We start from the raw sequence: 15,884 nt of genomic DNA on the forward strand, positions 1-15,884 counted from the left end.
ACCGTCGACGGTGGTGATATTCGGCGGACGCAGCGAAATCGGACTTGAGGTGGCCACTCGTCTCGCCGCCGGAAACACGGTGGTCCTCGCGGCGCGCCGGGCCGGTGACCTGCAGGACGAGGAACGGCGCGTCCGCGACGCCGGGGCCGTTGCGGTCGATTGCGTCGAGTTCGACGCCGACCGGCTCGACACCCACGAATCGGTGCTGGCCGCCCTTACCGAGCGGCACGGAGCCATCGACGTGGCGGTGCTCGCGTTTGGACTGCTGGGTGACCAGGAGCGGGCGGAAACCGATGCCGGCCATGCGGCGGCGATCGTGCACATCGACTACGTGGCGCAGGTGGCGTTGTTGACCCAGCTGGCCGTGCGCATGCGCGGTGCCGGGCGCGGTGCGCTGGTGGTGTTCTCCTCGATCGCCGGATGGCGAGTGCGGCGTGCCAATTACGTGTACGGATCGGCCAAGGCGGGGCTCGACGGTTTCGCGAGCGGGCTCGCCGACGCCCTGCACGGTTCGGGCGTGCACCTGTTGATAGCGCGCCCCGGCTTCGTGATCGGGCGGATGGCGGCGGGTATGTCACCGGCACCATTGGCGAGCACACCGCCCCAGGTGGCGGAGGCGACCGTGCGCGCCCTGCGCAGCGGGAAGCGCACCGTGTGGATTCCGCGTGCGCTGGGAACGCTCGCATTCATCATGCGCTGGGTACCGTCATCTCTATGGCGCAGGATGCCGCGGTGATCACCGTGATCGGGATAGGTGCGGACGGTGTCGACGGGCTATCCATGCATTCCCGCCGCGAATTGCAGCACGCCTCAGTGATATTCGGTTCGCTACGCCAGCTGGAACTGCTGGCCGAAGAATCCCTGGTGGCCGAGTGCCGGGTATGGCCTTCGCCCCTGTTGCCCGCGTTGCCCACCATGTTCGATGGTCTCGGTAATGTCCACGTGCTGGCCAGCGGTGACCCGATGCTGCATGGCATCGGCACCACGCTGATCCGGCTCTTCGGAGCGGATCGGGTGCATGTGTTACCGCACGTATCCAGTGTGTCGTTGGCCTGCGCACGAATGGGATGGGCGGTGAACGATGTGGAGATCATCAGCCTGGTCAATGCGCCAGCGACCTCCGCACTGCGGTTCGGCGGTCGGGCGATCGTGCTCAGCCGCAACGCGGACAGTCCGGCTGAGCTGGCGCAGACCCTGACCGATTCCGGGCTGGGTGACTCACGGCTGACGGTGTGGGAGCAGCTGGGTGGAGCGGCAGAGAAAAGCCTGGAAGGGGTCGCTCGCGATTGGGGCCATTCTCCTGGTCATGCATTGAATGTCGTTGCCGTGGAATATGTTCCGACGGCAGCGGGAGAGGCGGTGCTGCCACTGGTCGCGGGGTTGTCCGAGGACGCCTTTGAACACGATGGGCAGATAACCAAGCGCGAGATCCGGGCGGTCACGCTGGCATCACTCGCGCCGCGAGCGGGTCAGCGCCTTTGGGATGTGGGCGCAGGGTCGGGCAGCATCGCGATCGAATGGTCTCGCAGTGGCACCGGTTGCAGCGCCTCGGCCTTCGAGATCAAGCCATCGCGGCGGGCCGCGATCGTGGCCAACGCGACGAAATTCGGCGTAGACGTCGAGTGTTTCGCCGCGGCACCTGGCGATTTCGACAGGGCCTGCCCGCCGGACGCGATCTTTGTCGGCGGTGGCGTGACCAATGCCGGTCTGCTGGAGGCGTGCTGGGAACGGCTGCCGAGCGGAGGCAGGATTGTCGTCAACGCGGTGACCGCGGAGTCAGAAGCGCTGCTATTGCATTGGTATTCCCGCCATGGGGGAGAGCTGCACCGGTACCGCGTGGAGGACGCGGCTCCGCTCGGAGCCTTCACCAGCTGGAGATCCCGGCTGCCCGTGGCTCAATGGACCGGGGAAAAGCCATGACCGTCTACTTCATCGGCGCGGGACCGGGCGCCGCCGACCTCATCACGGTGCGCGGTCAGCGGATTCTGCAGCGGTGCACGGTGTGCCTGTACGCCGGATCGATCATGCCGCCCGACCTTCTGGCGGTGTGCCCGCCCGACGCCCGAATCATCGACACTGGCCCACTGACCTTGGATGCCATCATCGAGGAGATATCCAGCGCTGACGCACAGGGATTGGATGTCGCCAGGCTGCACTCGGGTGACCCCTCGCTGTACAGTGCGGTGGCCGAGCAGTGCCGCCGACTGGATGCCCTGGGCATCGGTCACGAGATCGTGCCCGGTGTGCCTGCCTTCGCCGCGGCCGCGGCGGCATTGGGCGCCGAGCTCACCGTTCCCGGTGTCGCGCAGACCGTGACAATCACCCGTGTCTCGACGCTGTCCACCGCGATGCCCGCCGGCGAGGATTTGCGCACCCTGGCGGCGCCGCGGGCGACGCTGGCGTTGCACCTGGCCGCGGCCCAAATCGACAATGTGGTAGCTGACCTCGTCGCCGGGGGGTATCCGCCGGGCACGCCGGTTGCTGTCGTCGCATATGCCAGCTGGCCATCGGAGACCATCCTTCGTGGCACTCTCGCGGACATCGCCGAGCAGATGAAACAAGCGGGCGTGACCAAGACGGCGGTCATCTTCGTCGGAAAGGTGCTTGCGGCAGAGGGGTTCACGGATAGCTACCTGTACTCGGCCGGACGTCGCAGAGGGGCAACACATTAGATGAAGATCTTGATTCTCGGCGGCTCGGCGGAGGCGCGCGAGCTGGCGGAGCGGCTGGCACCCCGGTTCGATGTCACCACCTCGCTCGCGGGGCGGGTGCGTAACCCCGCAGTTCCGGCCGGCGAGTTGCGCATCGGGGGCTTTGGTGGAGAGGCCGGACTACGGAAATGGTTGTTGGATAACAATATCGACGCCGTGGTCGACGCTACGCATCCGTTCGCGGCGACGATTACCGAGAACGCGGCTGCGGCATGCGCCCGGCTGGGTATCCCGCACCTCATCCTGCGCCGTCCACCCTGGCCGGCAGGAGATGCCACCGTGGTGTGCTCGGCCGCCGAGGCCAAGGACACGGTGGTGGCACAGGGCTTTTCACGGGTGTTTCTGACCTCGGGGCGCTCCAGCATCGGGGCGTTTCTGTTCTCGGACGCCTGGTTCCTGATCCGTGTGGTGGAGCCGGTGCCTGCCGACGAACTGCCCGAGCGGCACCATCTGTTGTTGTCGCGTGGGCCCTATTCGCTCGAGGAAGAGACCGATCTCATGCGCCAGTACGAGATCGAGGTGCTGGTCACCAAGAACAGCGGCGGAACGATGACTTCGGCGAAGTTGGAAGCCGCTGCAGTGCTGGGCATTCCCGTGGTGATGATCGACAGGCCGGCCCTGCCGGAGAAGGTGCGCACCGTGTCCACCGTGGACGAGGCACAGCACTGGGTCACTGAGCGGGATACCGCCGAGGCGTGAACACCTGAGGTCCCGAATCGGTGTCCTGCCACTGGGTCTGTGAGGACCCGATGATCAGCAGGGTGCGCATGTCCACCGCTGACGGGTCGAGGTCACCCAGGGTGGTCACCCGCACGGACTCTCCCGCGCCGCCGACATCGCGTCCCAGTACGACCGGAGTCGCCGGGTCGCGGTGTTCCAGCAGCACGTCGCGCATGGAGGCCACTTGCCAGGTGCGCGACTTCGAGGCCGGGTTGTACACGGCCAGGACCAGATCGGCCGCGGCCGCGGCGCGTAGCCGGGACTCGATGACCTGCCATGGCTTGAGGCGATCGGACAGCGAGATCACCGCATAGTCATGCCCGAGGGGTGCCCCGACCCGGCTGGCGACGGCCTGCGCCGCCGTCATCGCCGGAAGCACCCGCACCGTGACATCGGGCCACGCTCGGGCCTCTTCCATCACCGCCGCCGCCATCGCGAACACACCCGGGTCCCCCGAGGACACCACGGCTACCCGACGGCCACCCGCAGCGAGCTTGAAGGACAGTTCGGCGCGTGCGGGCTCGTCACGGTTGTCGCTGGCATGACGGACTTGACCGTCGCGAGCGGGGATACGATCCAGATACGGCCCGTATCCGATGAGATCGGTGGCGAGCGCCAGTTCGTGCCGTACCTCGGTGGTGGTCCAATCATGATGGCCGGGGCCCAAACCGACCACCGTCACCATTCCGTCCTGTGCGGTGTCGCCGAGGGGTTGCGCTCCGGGAACCAGGACCAGTGAGAAATAGGGCACCGAAGACGGATCGACATCGGCGGCGGACAGTACCCGCTGCTGCGTGGTGCTGGCCCGTTCCACGTAGTAGGCACGGTCCAGCACGCCGGCGGTGTCCAACGCCTGTCGGACGGCGCCGTAGGAGCGTCCCAGTTTCATGATGACTGCCGCATCCGAATCGCTGAGCCTGCGGGCGATCTCGTCGGCGGGCAAGGTGCCGGGGATGACCGTCAGGATCTCGTCGCCCTCGACCAAGGGCGTACCCGTTGCGGCTGATGCGGCGCTGACCGACGTCACACCGGGGATGATGACCGCGTCGAACCTGTCGGTCAGGCGGCGGTGCATATGCATGTACGAGCTGTAGAACAGCGGATCGCCTTCGGCGAGCAGCGCCACATTGCGGCCCGAATCCAAATGGGCGGCAATCCGATTCGCGGACTCCTCGTAGAAGTCATCGATCGCACCGCGGTATCCGCCCGGGTGATCGGTGGTCTCGGTGGTCACCGGGTAGACCAGGTGCTCCTCGATCTGGCCGGTCCGCAGATACGGCTGCGCAATCGAGCGGGCGATGCTGCGGCCGTGCCGTGCGCTGTGGAATGCCACCACATCGGCTTCGCCGATCACGCGGGCCGCCTTCACGGTCACCAGTTCGGGATCACCGGGGCCCAGGCCCACACCCCAGAGCGTTCCTCTGCTCATTCCTTCTCGCTCGCAATCGCATTCACGGCAGCGGCGGCCATCGCGCTGCCACCGCGCCGCCCTCGCACCAACAGGTAGTCCATGCCACGCGGACGGTCGATCAGCTCCTGCTTGGACTGTGCCGAACCGACGAAACCGACCGGCCCGCCCAGGACGGCCACCGGGGGCGCCACACCTTCGTCGATGAGTTCGAGTATGCGGAATAGCGCCGTGGGAGCATTCCCGATCGCGGCCACCGATCCCGGCAGTCGATCGGCCCAAAGATCGACCGCAGCAGCAGATCTCGTAGTCCCGGTGCGCTGGGCCAAATCGGCGGCGCGCGGATCAGTCACCAAGGACACCACTTCGTTGTCCGCGGGCAGGCGCAGACGGGTGATCCCGGCCGCGACCATCGACGAATCGCACAGGACGGGTGCACCCGCATCCAATGCCGCTCGGGCGCGTGTCACCACATCGGGGGTGAAGGCGATTTCGCCGGGCAAATCCACCTGCCCACAAGTGTGAATGAGCCGGACCACCACCCGCGCGACGTCATCGGGGAAGGCCGACAAATCTGCCTCGGCCCTGATGGTCGCGAACGATTGCCGATAGATCTCGGCTCCGTCTCGCACGTAGTCCAGCACGCGCTAACCCTACGGGTGCCGCTCGAGCGGTCGATAACCCAGCTCCGTCGCCACCAGCACCTGCCCTGTGCTGGGGGAGCCGCAGGCCCGTGGACACCCGACCCAGTGCCGATGTACCGGCGAATGAATACCGCTGGCGATCTCTTCGGCGACTTCGAGCCGGACGTCGGCGTGGACATCGGTTCGGGAGCGTCCGCATCCCGGTAGCCCGGTGCACGAGCTGGCATTGAGCCATGGGGAGCGCTCGTCGAAGACCAGGCCCAGAGGTGCCAGCACCCGCAGCACCGCGTCGGCGTCCTCGTGGGGCAGATCGCACAGCAGTACCGACCGCCATGGGGTGATGACGACGGGTCTTTCGGCGGCGGCCAGCAGTGCCGCCACCCGAGCCGGCAGCTGGCCCAACGGAACGGCGGCCCCCAGCGTCACCAACTCGTGGTCGGGATACTGCTCGATCCATCCCACGGGCGCGTGCGGCGCGGGCCCTGCCTCGCCCGGCCCCGCGATCAGTGTTGCACCGATCGCCGCGGCCAGGGTCTTGGCGCCGTCCGGCAGCTCCCGGACGCGCCATGCGTTTCCCCGAATCTCTACGAAGGTCTGCGCCGCCGCGAGCACATGGTCGACGGCGGCGTCCGGGTCGGCGACACACGTAGAGGTGCCATGACCATCGAGGAGAACACGCCAGCCGCCCGGCCCATGGCCGAGCCCGATGTCCGCACCCATGGTGGCCATGTCGGCGCGTCCGTCATCGAGGCTGAACAGGAAGCGGCCCGGCAGGCCGGCGAGCACGGAAGCTGAGATCAGCCCCTGGTCGAGCGCGCGGACCAGCGGCCGCACATCGGGGAACTCACCGGCCCGGCCCGAGAGCGGCGAGGCCACGATGTTGCGCACTCGTTCGTGGCTGGGCGACGGCAGCAGCCCGGCGTCCGATAGCAGGGTGCCCACCGCGTCCGCATCCCGGATCGATCGCAGCTGAATGTTGCCGCGGGAGGTCAGCTCCAAAACGGGTGCGCCATGGCTGCCTGCTGCTGTGGCCAACGCGGCCAACTGCGCCGACGAGAGCATTCCGCCGGGCAGCCGGATGCGTGCCAGTGCTCCGTCGGCCGCCTCATGTAACCGCAGCGCACCGGGGCATGCGTCGTCGGCTGAGGAGCGGGTCACCTACTCACCGTAGGACTACGGTACGAATGTCCTGTGAGCAATGCCCCGATCCTGATTCTGTCGACATCGGATACCGACCTGCTGAGCGCGCGCGCCAGCGGTGCGAACTATCGATGGGCCAACCCCTCTCGTATCCACGTCGACGACGTCCCGGGCCTGCTGGAGGGGATGGGGTTGGTGGTTGTCCGGCTTCTGGGCGGACGTCGCGGCTGGGAGGAGGGCATCGACGCCGTCATTGCCTCCGGAGTGCCGGCCGTGGTGGTCTCCGGTGAACAGGCTCCCGATGCCGAACTCATGGAATGCTCGACCGTTCCGGGCGGCGTCGCCCTGCAGGTGCACCGGTACCTGGCCGAGGGCGGGACGGCCAATCTGCAGCAGCTGCACGCCTTCTTGTCCGACACCGTCCTGATGACGGGTATCGGCTTCGAACCGCCGACGACAAACCCGGCCTGGGGAGTGCTGGAGCGTGCGACCGGGAGTGTCGATGGTCCCACCGTCGCGGTGCTGTACTACCGCGCTCAGCAGCTGGCCGGGAACACCGCATACATAGAGGCTCTCTGCACCGCCATTGAAAACCTCGGAGGGCGGGCGCTTCCGGTGTACTGCGCCTCGCTACGCACCGCGCCGGCGGAACTCCTGGAGACGCTCGCCGCCGCTGACGCGATGGTGGTCACCGTGCTGGCCGCGGGCGGTGCCACCCCGGCGGCTGTGGGAGCCGGAGGGGCTGACGACGAGTGGAATGTCGGCCATCTTGCCGCCCTTGATATCCCGATCCTGCAGGGGCTGTGCCTGACCAGCCCCCGAGATGATTGGGAGGCCAACGACGATGGCATGAGTCCGTTGGACGTCGCCACTCAGGTCGCGGTGCCCGAATTCGACGGGCGCATCATCACCGTGCCGTTCTCGTTCAAGGAGATCGACAGCGACGGCCTCATCACCTATGTTCCCGACCCGGAGCGCTGCGCCCGGGTGGCAGGTATCGCGCTGCGGCACGCGAAGCTTCGATCCATCCCCGCCGGTGAACGCCGGATTGCCGTCGTGTTCTCCGCATACCCCACCAAGCACGCCAGGATCGGGAACGCGGTGGGACTGGACACTCCGGCCAGTGCGGTGGCATTGCTGACCGCGATGCGGGAGGCCGGCTACGACGTGGGCGCCGACGGCGACATCCCCGGACTGCCCGCCACCGGTCGCCCCGCCACGGACGGGGACGGGGACACCCTGGTGCACGCGCTCATCGAGCGGGGTGGCCAAGATCCGGACTGGCTTACCGAAGACCAGCTGGCGGGCAACCCGATTCGTGTGCCGGCGCGGCAGTACCGGGAGTGGTTCTCCCGGCTGGCACCCGGTCTTGCCGAGCAGGTCGTCGAACACTGGGGACCGCCGCCGGGCGATCTGTTCGTGGACACCAGCGTCAACCCCGACGGCGATATCGTGATCGCCGCCTTGCAAGCCGGCAATACCCTGCTGCTGGTGCAGCCGCCTCGCGGGTTCGGCGAGAACCCGGTGGCCATCTATCACGATCCCGATCTGCCGCCGAGCCACCATTATCTGGCCGCGTATCGCTGGCTGTCGGCCCCGCGCGAGGAGGGTGGGTTTGGCGCCGATGCGCTGGTGCACCTGGGCAAGCATGGCAACCTGGAGTGGTTGCCCGGGAAAACCGTTGGCCTGTCGGCAGATTGCGCTACCGACGCCGCGATCGGTGACCTGCCACTCATCTACCCGTTCCTGGTGAACGATCCGGGCGAGGGCACCCAGGCCAAGCGGCGCGCACACGCGACCCTGGTCGATCACCTGATCCCACCCATGGCGCGCGCCGAGACCTACGGGGATATCGCGCGTTTGGAGCAGCTTCTCGATGAGCACGCGAACATCTCGGCGCTGGATCCGGCCAAACTGCCGGCGATCCGCCAGCAGATCTGGACGCTGATGCGTGCAGCGAAGATGGACCACGACCTGGGACTCGAAGAGCGCCCCGACGAGGACGTCTTCGACGACATGCTGCTGCATGTCGACGGATGGCTCTGCGAGATCAAGGATGTGCAGATCCGTGACGGCCTGCACATCCTGGGCAGTGCGCCCACGGGTGCCGCTCAGGTTGATCTGGTGCTCTCGATCCTGCGCGCCCGGCAGATGTGGGCCGGCGAACAGTCGGTGCCGGGGTTGCGGCAGGCGCTCGGCCTGGCCGAGGACGGCACCGACGACCGTGCGCGGGTGGATGAGATTGATCAGCAAGCACATTCGTTGCTAGCCGCGTTGCAGGGCACAGGCTGGAACCCGGATGCGGTCGGTCAACTCACCGACGACCCGCAGGTCGCATCGATCCTGCGGTTCGCGACGACGGAGGTGGTGCCACGGCTGGACGGCACCAACGGTGAGATCGACGCGGTGCTTCGCGCTCTTGATGGCCGATTCATCGAGGCCGGGCCCTCCGGCTCGCCGCTGCGCGGACTCGTCAACGTGTTGCCCACCGGACGCAACTTCTACTCGGTGGACCCCAAGGCGGTTCCGTCGAAGTTGGCCTGGGAGACCGGGCAGGCCATGGCGGACTCGCTCCTGCAGCGATACCGCACCGACTATGGCGACTGGCCGCGGTCCGTCGGGCTTTCGATCTGGGGTACCTCGGCGATGCGGACCTCTGGCGACGATATTGCCGAAGTCCTTGCCCTCCTGGGAGTTCGGCCGGTATGGGATGACGCCTCCCGGCGCGTGGTGAGCCTCGAGGCGATCTCCTTGTCGGAGCTCGGGCGCCCCCGCATCGACGTCACGGTGCGCATCTCCGGATTCTTCCGCGACGCCTTCCCGCACGTGGTGACCATGCTCGACGACGCCGTCGCCCTTGCGGCCGGACTCGACGAATCTGCCGAGGAGAACTATCTGCGGGCGCACGCCGAGGCTGATCGTGCCGAACACGGAGACTGGCGCCGTGCCACCATGCGCATCTTCGGCTCCAAGCCCGGCACCTACGGGGCGGGACTGCTTCAGCTGATCGATAGTCAAAACTGGCGCAACGACTCGGATTTGGAACAGGTCTACACAGCGTGGGGCGGATTCGCCTACGGCCGCGGACTGGACGGTGCGGCTGCCAGCGAGGATATGCGTCATCAGTATCGCCGGATCGCGGTGGCGGCCAAGAACACCGACACCCGTGAACACGATATTGCCGACTCGGACGACTATTTCCAGTATCACGGTGGCATGGTCGCCGCGGTGCGAGCGCTCACCGGCAAGGCGCCAGCGGCATACATCGGCGACAACACCCGGCCCGACGCGGTGCATACCCGCACGTTATCTGAAGAAACCACAAGGGTTTTCCGTGCGCGCGTGGTGAATCCGCGGTGGTTGGAGGCGATGCGCCGGCACGGTTACAAGGGTGCATTCGAGATGGCCGCCACCGTCGACTACCTGTTCGGATACGACGCCACCGCGAACGTGATGGCCGACTGGATGTACGAGCAGCTCACCAACAGCTATGTGCTCGACGAGCAGAATCGCAAGTTCATGCAGCAATCGAACCCGTGGGCTCTTCACGGGATTGCCGAGAGATTGTTGGAGGCAGCCAGCCGGGGTCTCTGGCAAGAACCCGATCAGCAAGTTTTGGATGATTTGCGTTCGGTGTTCCTGGAAACCGAGGGCGAGTTGGAGTCGTAGCATCGGAGCATGGCCCGGGATATCGGCTTGAACATCGGCACGGTGGCGGCGGGCCGCTACATCTTGTTGACCACATTCACCAAAGACGGTGTGCCCAAGCCAACTCCGATGGGCTTCGTGGCAGAGGGCGACGAGCTTCTGCTGACCACAAGTGCCAACACCTGGAAGGTCGGAAGGATCCGGCGCAACAGGAAGGTGCGGGTGGCCGTCTGTACTCAGCGCGGCAGGGTGATCAGCCCGTCCGCCGACGCCACCGCGGTGATCGTCGAGGATCCGGCGTCCGTGGCGCGTATTCGGTCGGCGGTGGTCAGCCGATACGGGCTGGCCAGCCGGATCGTGACCGCCTGGCTGGACCGGCGTAACGGCGCCAGGGTTGGGATTTCAGTGACGCTCGGCGCGCCGGAAGCGCCCTGAGGTTTCTAGACTGGTCGGCATGGGTGCGAACCTCCCGGTGCCGACATTCGACGAAGTCTGTGCTGCCAAGTATGTCCTGCTGACCACCTACACCAAGGACGGCCGGGCCAAACCTGCCGCGGTCTGGGCGGCGCCCGAGGACGGTGAACTTCTCGTGTGGACCGAGACGACGTCCTGGAAGGTGCGCCGGATCCGAAACACCCCGCGGGTCTCGCTGGCCATCTGCGATGTGCGCGGCAAGGTCCGCAGCGGCGAGATCGAGGGCACCGCGCGCGTCCTGGATACCGAGGGCACGCAGCGAGCCCGCGCGGCCATCACGCGCAAGTACGGGCTGTTGGGCTGGGTGCTGGTCAAGGCGAGCATCGTGCGTCGCGGCAGCAGCGGCACCATCGGGTTGGCCATCACCGCCTGAACCGCGGCGTGAGTCGGGAACCCGGCGACGGGTCGGCTCGTTGACCGGATATGTGGCCTGGTCTGTTTCTGCTGTACGTGATCGTGGAGGTGTCCGCCCTGGTGGCGTTGACCTCGGCGGTGGGTATCGGCTGGACCATCATCGCCGTCCTTGCCGCCTTCGTGGCCGGTCTCATACTTGCCGGCTCTCAGGCTCGACGCGCCGTTGATCAGCTGCGACGTGGAGTCAGATCCCCGGGAGGGGCCGTCGCGGACGGCGCGCTCATCGCGCTGGGAACTATTGCGGTGGTGATTCCCGGGCTGGTCTCCTCGGTCGTCGGACTGCTGATGCTGCTGCCCCCGACCCGTGCGGTCCTGCGGCCGGTCCTGACCCTGGTCGCGGCCCGCCAGCTGAGTAGGCGTGCGCCCCTCATCACCGTCATACCCACCGGATACGGTGCCTTTCAGGGGGCTCAAACACGGGCGAGCACCGTCGATTACATCGACGGTGAGGTCATCGACGTGAGTGACGAGCAAGCCGGACCGTCTCGGCGATACCGTCCCGGCCACGACCTGCCTGCGTAGACACCGCCCGAACCCGGCAGAATTAGCGAGTGCAGACTCAACTGCTCGTCAATGCGCGCGTGCATAGCCCGTCGCATCCGGCGGCGACCGCGATGGCCGTGACTGGCGATGTCATCAGCTGGATCGGCGAGGACGACCTCGGTCGTGCCGAGTTCCCGAACGCCGACATCGTCGACCTCGAGGGTGCCTTCGTCGCGCCCGCGTTCGTCGACGCCCATGTTCATCTCACCGCCATCGGACTGTCCCTCATCGGGCTCGACTTGTCCGGGATGTCTTCGCGGGAGCAGTGCCTGGCCCGACTGACCGCGTACGCCGGCGAGCACTCCGATGAGGTGATCTGGGGGCATGGCTGGGACGAATCGCGATGGCCCGAGCGGCAGCCGCTGACCACCGCCGATCTCGACGAGGCCGCGCCTGGCCGGGCCGTCTACCTCAGCCGGATCGATGTGCATTCGGCTGCGGCGTCGACCGCGCTGCGGCAGCAGGTACCCGGGCTTGCCGGGGCCACGGGATTTCATCCCGAACATCCGGTGGCCGGTGCGGCTCATCACCTGTTACGGGCACATGCGCGCGGCGCGCTCTCCGTCAATGGGCGTGCGACAGCGCGGCGCGCGGCGCTGGACAGTGCGGCATCGCTGGGTCTGGTGTCGGTGCACGAGTGCGGCGGGCCGGAGATCAGTGGTTTGGACGATTTCCGCGAGCTGTTGGCCACCGAGCATGGCGTGCAGGTCACCGGATACTGGGGCGAGCCGGCGCGCGACGCCGAGCACGCGCGCGAGCTCATCGCGTTGACGGGGGCCGCCGGTCTGGCCGGAGACCTCTTCGTCGACGGTGCGTTGGGATCGCACACCGCCTGGCTGCAGGAGCCCTACCACGACGCGCCACACACCTGCGGCACCATGCATCTGGATGCCGAAACCGTTGAGACGCACCTGGACTCGTGCACACGGGCCGGTATTACCGCGGGATTCCACGTGATCGGTGACGCTGCTGTCACTCAGGTGATCGACGCGCTGGACCGCGTCGCCACCCGGCACGGCATACCGGCCGTGGCTAGGTGCGGGCACCGCCTTGAGCACCTGGAAATGATCTCGGCGGCACAGGCGGAGCAGCTCGGTCGCCTTGGGGTGATCGCCAGTGTGCAACCGGCCTTTGACGCCCTCTGGGGCGGCCCCGACGGTATGTACGCGGAACGACTCGGCGTGGATCGAGGTACTCAGCTAAACCCGCTGGCGCTGTTAGCATCCCAAGGCGTGCCCCTCGCGTTCGGTTCTGACGCCCCTGTCACGCCCCTGGATCCGTGGATGACGGTGCGGGCGGCAGCCCATCATCGCACCCCAACCAGTTCCGTCTCGGTCCGCGCGGCGTTCGGCGCCGCCACCCGAGGTGGCTGGCGCGCCCAGGGAGTTCATGACGGTGCCACGGGCACGCTGATCCCGGGAGCACTTGCCAGCTATGCGATTTGGGAGACAGGGGAGTTGACCATCAACACCAGCCAACCGGGTGTACAGCGGTGGTCCACCGACCCACGCTCGCGTGTCCCCGCCCTGCCGGACTTATCGGACGCCGCCGCTGTGCTTCCCAAGTGTCTACGAACTGTGCACCGTGGCACGGTGATCCATGGCTGACGAAACTGTCGACGAGTCCGTTGAGGAGATTGTCGACCAGGACGTGACCGAGCTGGCCGAGGCCGCCGACGTTCCGGCCGGCGAGGAGCCGGAGGCTCCGGCGAAAACCGGGCCTTCACGTGGCGCGGCCTTCGCGGCGGCGGTGCGTGCCCGCAGTATCGCGTTCGGCCGGGCCTGGCTGCGCGCGGCGCCCCGCCAGGGTGCGGCGGTGATCGGCGGTCTCCTGTTGTGCGCGAGCTTCCCGCCCTGGGGTTTCTGGTGGGCGGCCTTCCCGGCGCTGTCCATCCTGGGTTTGGTGCTGTGGTCGTCGAACACCAGGCTGCGTGGTGGGCTGGGGTACGGGCTGCTGTTCGGTCTCGCCTTCTACGTTCCGCTGCTGCCGTGGACGGGCCAGCTGGTGGGCGTCGTCCCGTGGCTGGCGCTGTCGTTGCTGTGCGCGACCTGGGTCGCCCTGTTCGGCGTGCTGGCCGTCGCCGTGCGCCGGCTGCCGGGCTGGCCGCTGTGGTTCGCTGCCGCGTGGTCTGCCGCCGAATGGGGTAAGGCAAGCGTTCCGTTTGGCGGATTCCCATGGGGTCGAGTCGCTTTCGGTCAGGGCGATGGTCCGATGCTGAGCCTGGCTCGGTACGGGGGCGCGCCATTGGTGTCCTTCACGGTGGCCCTGGGCGCGTTCGCGGTGACCGCGCTCGGCATTGAGATGTACCGCTGGTGGCGCAGCCCCTCGGTGGGACCAGGCGGTGCGCGTCCGGTGCCCTCGGTGCTGCTGCCCGGGGCGTGCGTCTGCCTCGTGCTCTTCGCCATGGCGGTGAGCTGGCAGCAGGTTCGACACGCCAGCCACGGCGCCACCGATGGCCGCAGTGTCACCGTCGCCGCGGTGCAGGGGAACGTGCCCCGGCTGGGGCTAGATTTCAACGCACAGCGGCGCGCCGTGCTCGACTATCACGTCAAGGAAACGCTCTTGCTGGCCGCGGACGTGAAGGCGGGCAAGGCCCCGGCGCCGCAGTTCGTGGTGTGGCCGGAGAACTCCTCGGACATCGATCCGATCCGCAACGCCGACGCAGCCGAGGCAATCACCGAGGCGGCGCAGGCCATCGGCGTTCCCATCCTGGTCGGCGGCGTGCTGCGGCATCCAGATTCCACCCCCGAACAGCCCAAATCGATCAATTCGGTGATCGTCTGGGATCCCGACAGCGGCCCCGGCGAGCGTCACGACAAGCAGATCGTGCAGCCATTCGGTGAGTATTTACCGTGGCGGACCTTCTTCGCGCACTTCTCCAAGTACGCGGACCGGGCCGGATACTTCGTCCCCGGAGACGGCAACGGCGTCGTCACCGCGGGCGGCGTGAAGATCGGTGTTGCCACCTGCTGGGAGGTTCTGTTCGATCGGGCGCTGCGGCAGTCCACCCTGAACGGTGCCGAGATACTCACCGTGCCGAGTAATAACGCCCTGTTCGGTACGGCGATGAGTGAACAGCAACTGGCCATCTCCAAGGTGCGGGCCGTCGAGCACGATCGGGAAGTCATCGTCGTCGGCACCACCGGGATCAGCGCGTTTATCTCTCCCGACGGCGTCGACGCGGGGCGCACCAAGTTCTTCGAACCGGCCTACATCGACATGCAGGTGCGGCTGCACAACGACGTGACACCGGCCACGCAATGGGGTCCGTGGGTGGAGTGGGCGCTGGCTCTGATCGCCGGACTTGCCGTCCTGGCCTCGGCTGGCCTGGCGATACTGCACAATGGAGGGCTGAAGAGGCCCAAACATGAGGTAGAACCGGCCTCACCGATTAAGGAGACCTGACCGGAGTGGATCCCGTGACCGAACGTCCGAGCGCCCGGACCCTGGTGATCATTCCGACGTACAACGAGCGGGAGAATCTCCCGCTGATCCTTGGTCGGTTGCACAAGGCGCAACCCGATGCGCACGTGCTGATCGTTGACGACGGTAGCCCGGACGGCACCGGCGAACTGGCCGACGAGGCGGCGCTCGCCGACCCCGACCGCGTACATGTCATGCACCGCAAGGAAAAGGGTGGCCTCGGTGCGGCGTACATCGCGGGCTTCGGCTGGGGCCTGGCGCGCCAGTACTCGGTGCTGGTGGAGATGGACGCCGACGGCAGCCACGCACCCGAACAGCTGTCCCGGCTGCTTGACGCCGTCGACGCCGGAGCCGATCTGGCGATCGGATCTCGCTACGTACCCGGCGGTACCGTCGTCAACTGGCCGTGGCGGCGCCTGGTGCTGTCCCGGAGTGCGAACGTGTATGCCCGGCTGGTGCTGGGTGTGAAGCCGCACGACATCACCGCGGGCTATCGCGCCTACCGGCGTGAGGTGCTCGAGAAGCTGGATCTGGCGGCGGTGGAATCGCACGGGTACTGCTTCCAGATCGACCTCACCCTGCGCACCATCGCGCACGGCTTCGAGGTTGCCGAGGTGCCGATCACCTTCACCGAACGCGCGATCGGCGAATCCAAGATGAGTGGGTCCATCATCAACGAAGCCCTGGTCAAGGTGACCAAATGGGGCGTCCAAAGCCGTCTGGACCGAGCCCGCGGCATCAATCGCTGAGGGAGTCAGT

14 protein-coding genes are annotated in these 15,884 nt (G+C 67.1%); 11 read left to right on the forward strand and 3 right to left on the reverse strand.

Translation table 11 applies throughout. The features are described from left to right. Positions 1–10 precede the first annotated feature (10 nt). The 4 genes from AOT87_RS15055 to AOT87_RS15070 are packed head-to-tail and all read left to right on the forward strand — an operon-like array spanning position 11 to position 3,410. Positions 11–736: an SDR family NAD(P)-dependent oxidoreductase gene (locus tag AOT87_RS15055; protein WP_030095634.1), complete on the forward strand. Its 726-nt coding sequence runs from the start codon at positions 11–13 to the stop codon at positions 734–736. Continuing rightward, the gene (locus AOT87_RS15060) at positions 715–1,920 is read left to right on the forward strand and encodes a bifunctional cobalt-precorrin-7 (C(5))-methyltransferase/cobalt-precorrin-6B (C(15))-methyltransferase (RefSeq protein WP_057967036.1); all 1,206 of its coding nucleotides are present in this window, start codon (positions 715–717) and stop codon (positions 1,918–1,920) included. Before AOT87_RS15055 ends, AOT87_RS15060 begins: the two co-directional genes overlap by 22 nt. Further along, positions 1,917–2,672 (forward strand): precorrin-4 C(11)-methyltransferase, encoded by a 756-nt coding sequence (cobM, locus tag AOT87_RS15065; RefSeq protein ID WP_057967037.1) that lies wholly within the window; start codon positions 1,917–1,919, stop codon positions 2,670–2,672. The genes AOT87_RS15060 and cobM overlap by 4 nt, the downstream gene beginning before the upstream one ends. Positions 2,673–2,681: 9 nt before the next feature. Further along, positions 2,682–3,410, forward strand: a complete 729-nt coding sequence (locus AOT87_RS15070; RefSeq protein ID WP_078322031.1) for a cobalt-precorrin-6A reductase — start codon at positions 2,682–2,684, stop codon at positions 3,408–3,410. On the opposite strand, the gene AOT87_RS15075 is transcribed toward AOT87_RS15070, so the two are convergent. From AOT87_RS15075 to cobG, 3 genes are read right to left on the reverse strand one after another with little or no spacing between them, the layout of a single operon-like run. Continuing rightward, positions 3,382–4,860 (reverse strand): precorrin-2 C(20)-methyltransferase, encoded by a 1,479-nt coding sequence (locus AOT87_RS15075; protein ID WP_057967039.1) that lies wholly within the window; start codon positions 4,858–4,860, stop codon positions 3,382–3,384. The genes AOT87_RS15070 and AOT87_RS15075 overlap by 29 nt on opposite strands. Further along, positions 4,857–5,483, reverse strand: a complete 627-nt coding sequence (locus tag AOT87_RS15080; protein ID WP_057967040.1) for a precorrin-8X methylmutase — start codon at positions 5,481–5,483, stop codon at positions 4,857–4,859. Before AOT87_RS15080 ends, AOT87_RS15075 begins: the two co-directional genes overlap by 4 nt. A 9-nt stretch (positions 5,484–5,492) precedes the next feature. Then, the gene (cobG, locus tag AOT87_RS15085) at positions 5,493–6,641 is read right to left on the reverse strand and encodes a precorrin-3B synthase (RefSeq protein WP_057967041.1); all 1,149 of its coding nucleotides are present in this window, start codon (positions 6,639–6,641) and stop codon (positions 5,493–5,495) included. 33 nt (positions 6,642–6,674) lie between these two features. Between cobG and cobN the strand changes: the two genes are divergently transcribed. The 7 genes from cobN to AOT87_RS15120 all read left to right on the forward strand — a co-directional run bounded on the left by cobN (position 6,675) and on the right by AOT87_RS15120 (position 15,874). Then, entirely contained in the window at positions 6,675–10,292 is a 3,618-nt protein-coding gene (gene cobN, locus AOT87_RS15090) for a cobaltochelatase subunit CobN (RefSeq protein ID WP_057967042.1), read from the forward strand. Between the two features lie 9 nt (positions 10,293–10,301). Continuing rightward, entirely contained in the window at positions 10,302–10,706 is a 405-nt protein-coding gene (locus AOT87_RS15095) for a PPOX class F420-dependent oxidoreductase (RefSeq protein WP_057967043.1), read from the forward strand. A 10-nt stretch (positions 10,707–10,716) separates the two neighbouring features. Then, the gene (locus AOT87_RS15100) at positions 10,717–11,118 is read left to right on the forward strand and encodes a PPOX class F420-dependent oxidoreductase (RefSeq protein WP_057967044.1); all 402 of its coding nucleotides are present in this window, start codon (positions 10,717–10,719) and stop codon (positions 11,116–11,118) included. 50 nt (positions 11,119–11,168) lie between these two features. Then, positions 11,169–11,681 (forward strand): FxsA family protein, encoded by a 513-nt coding sequence (locus tag AOT87_RS15105; protein ID WP_057967045.1) that lies wholly within the window; start codon positions 11,169–11,171, stop codon positions 11,679–11,681. A gap of 92 nt (positions 11,682–11,773) precedes the next feature. Beyond that, positions 11,774–13,309 carry an amidohydrolase gene (locus tag AOT87_RS15110; RefSeq protein ID WP_044104705.1) on the forward strand — a complete coding sequence of 512 codons (1,536 nt, stop codon included), beginning with the start codon at positions 11,774–11,776 and terminating at the stop codon, positions 13,307–13,309. Then, positions 13,302–15,107, forward strand: a complete 1,806-nt coding sequence (gene lnt, locus AOT87_RS15115; protein ID WP_057967046.1) for an apolipoprotein N-acyltransferase — start codon at positions 13,302–13,304, stop codon at positions 15,105–15,107. Before AOT87_RS15110 ends, lnt begins: the two co-directional genes overlap by 8 nt. 5 nt (positions 15,108–15,112) lie before the next feature. Then, positions 15,113–15,874 carry a polyprenol monophosphomannose synthase gene (locus AOT87_RS15120; RefSeq protein ID WP_057967047.1) on the forward strand — a complete coding sequence of 254 codons (762 nt, stop codon included), beginning with the start codon at positions 15,113–15,115 and terminating at the stop codon, positions 15,872–15,874. Positions 15,875–15,884 lie beyond the last annotated feature (10 nt).

It is taken from the genome of Mycobacteroides sp. H003, from assembly GCF_001440135.1.
GTDB lineage: Bacteria > Actinomycetota > Actinomycetes > Mycobacteriales > Mycobacteriaceae > Mycobacterium > Mycobacterium gwanakae.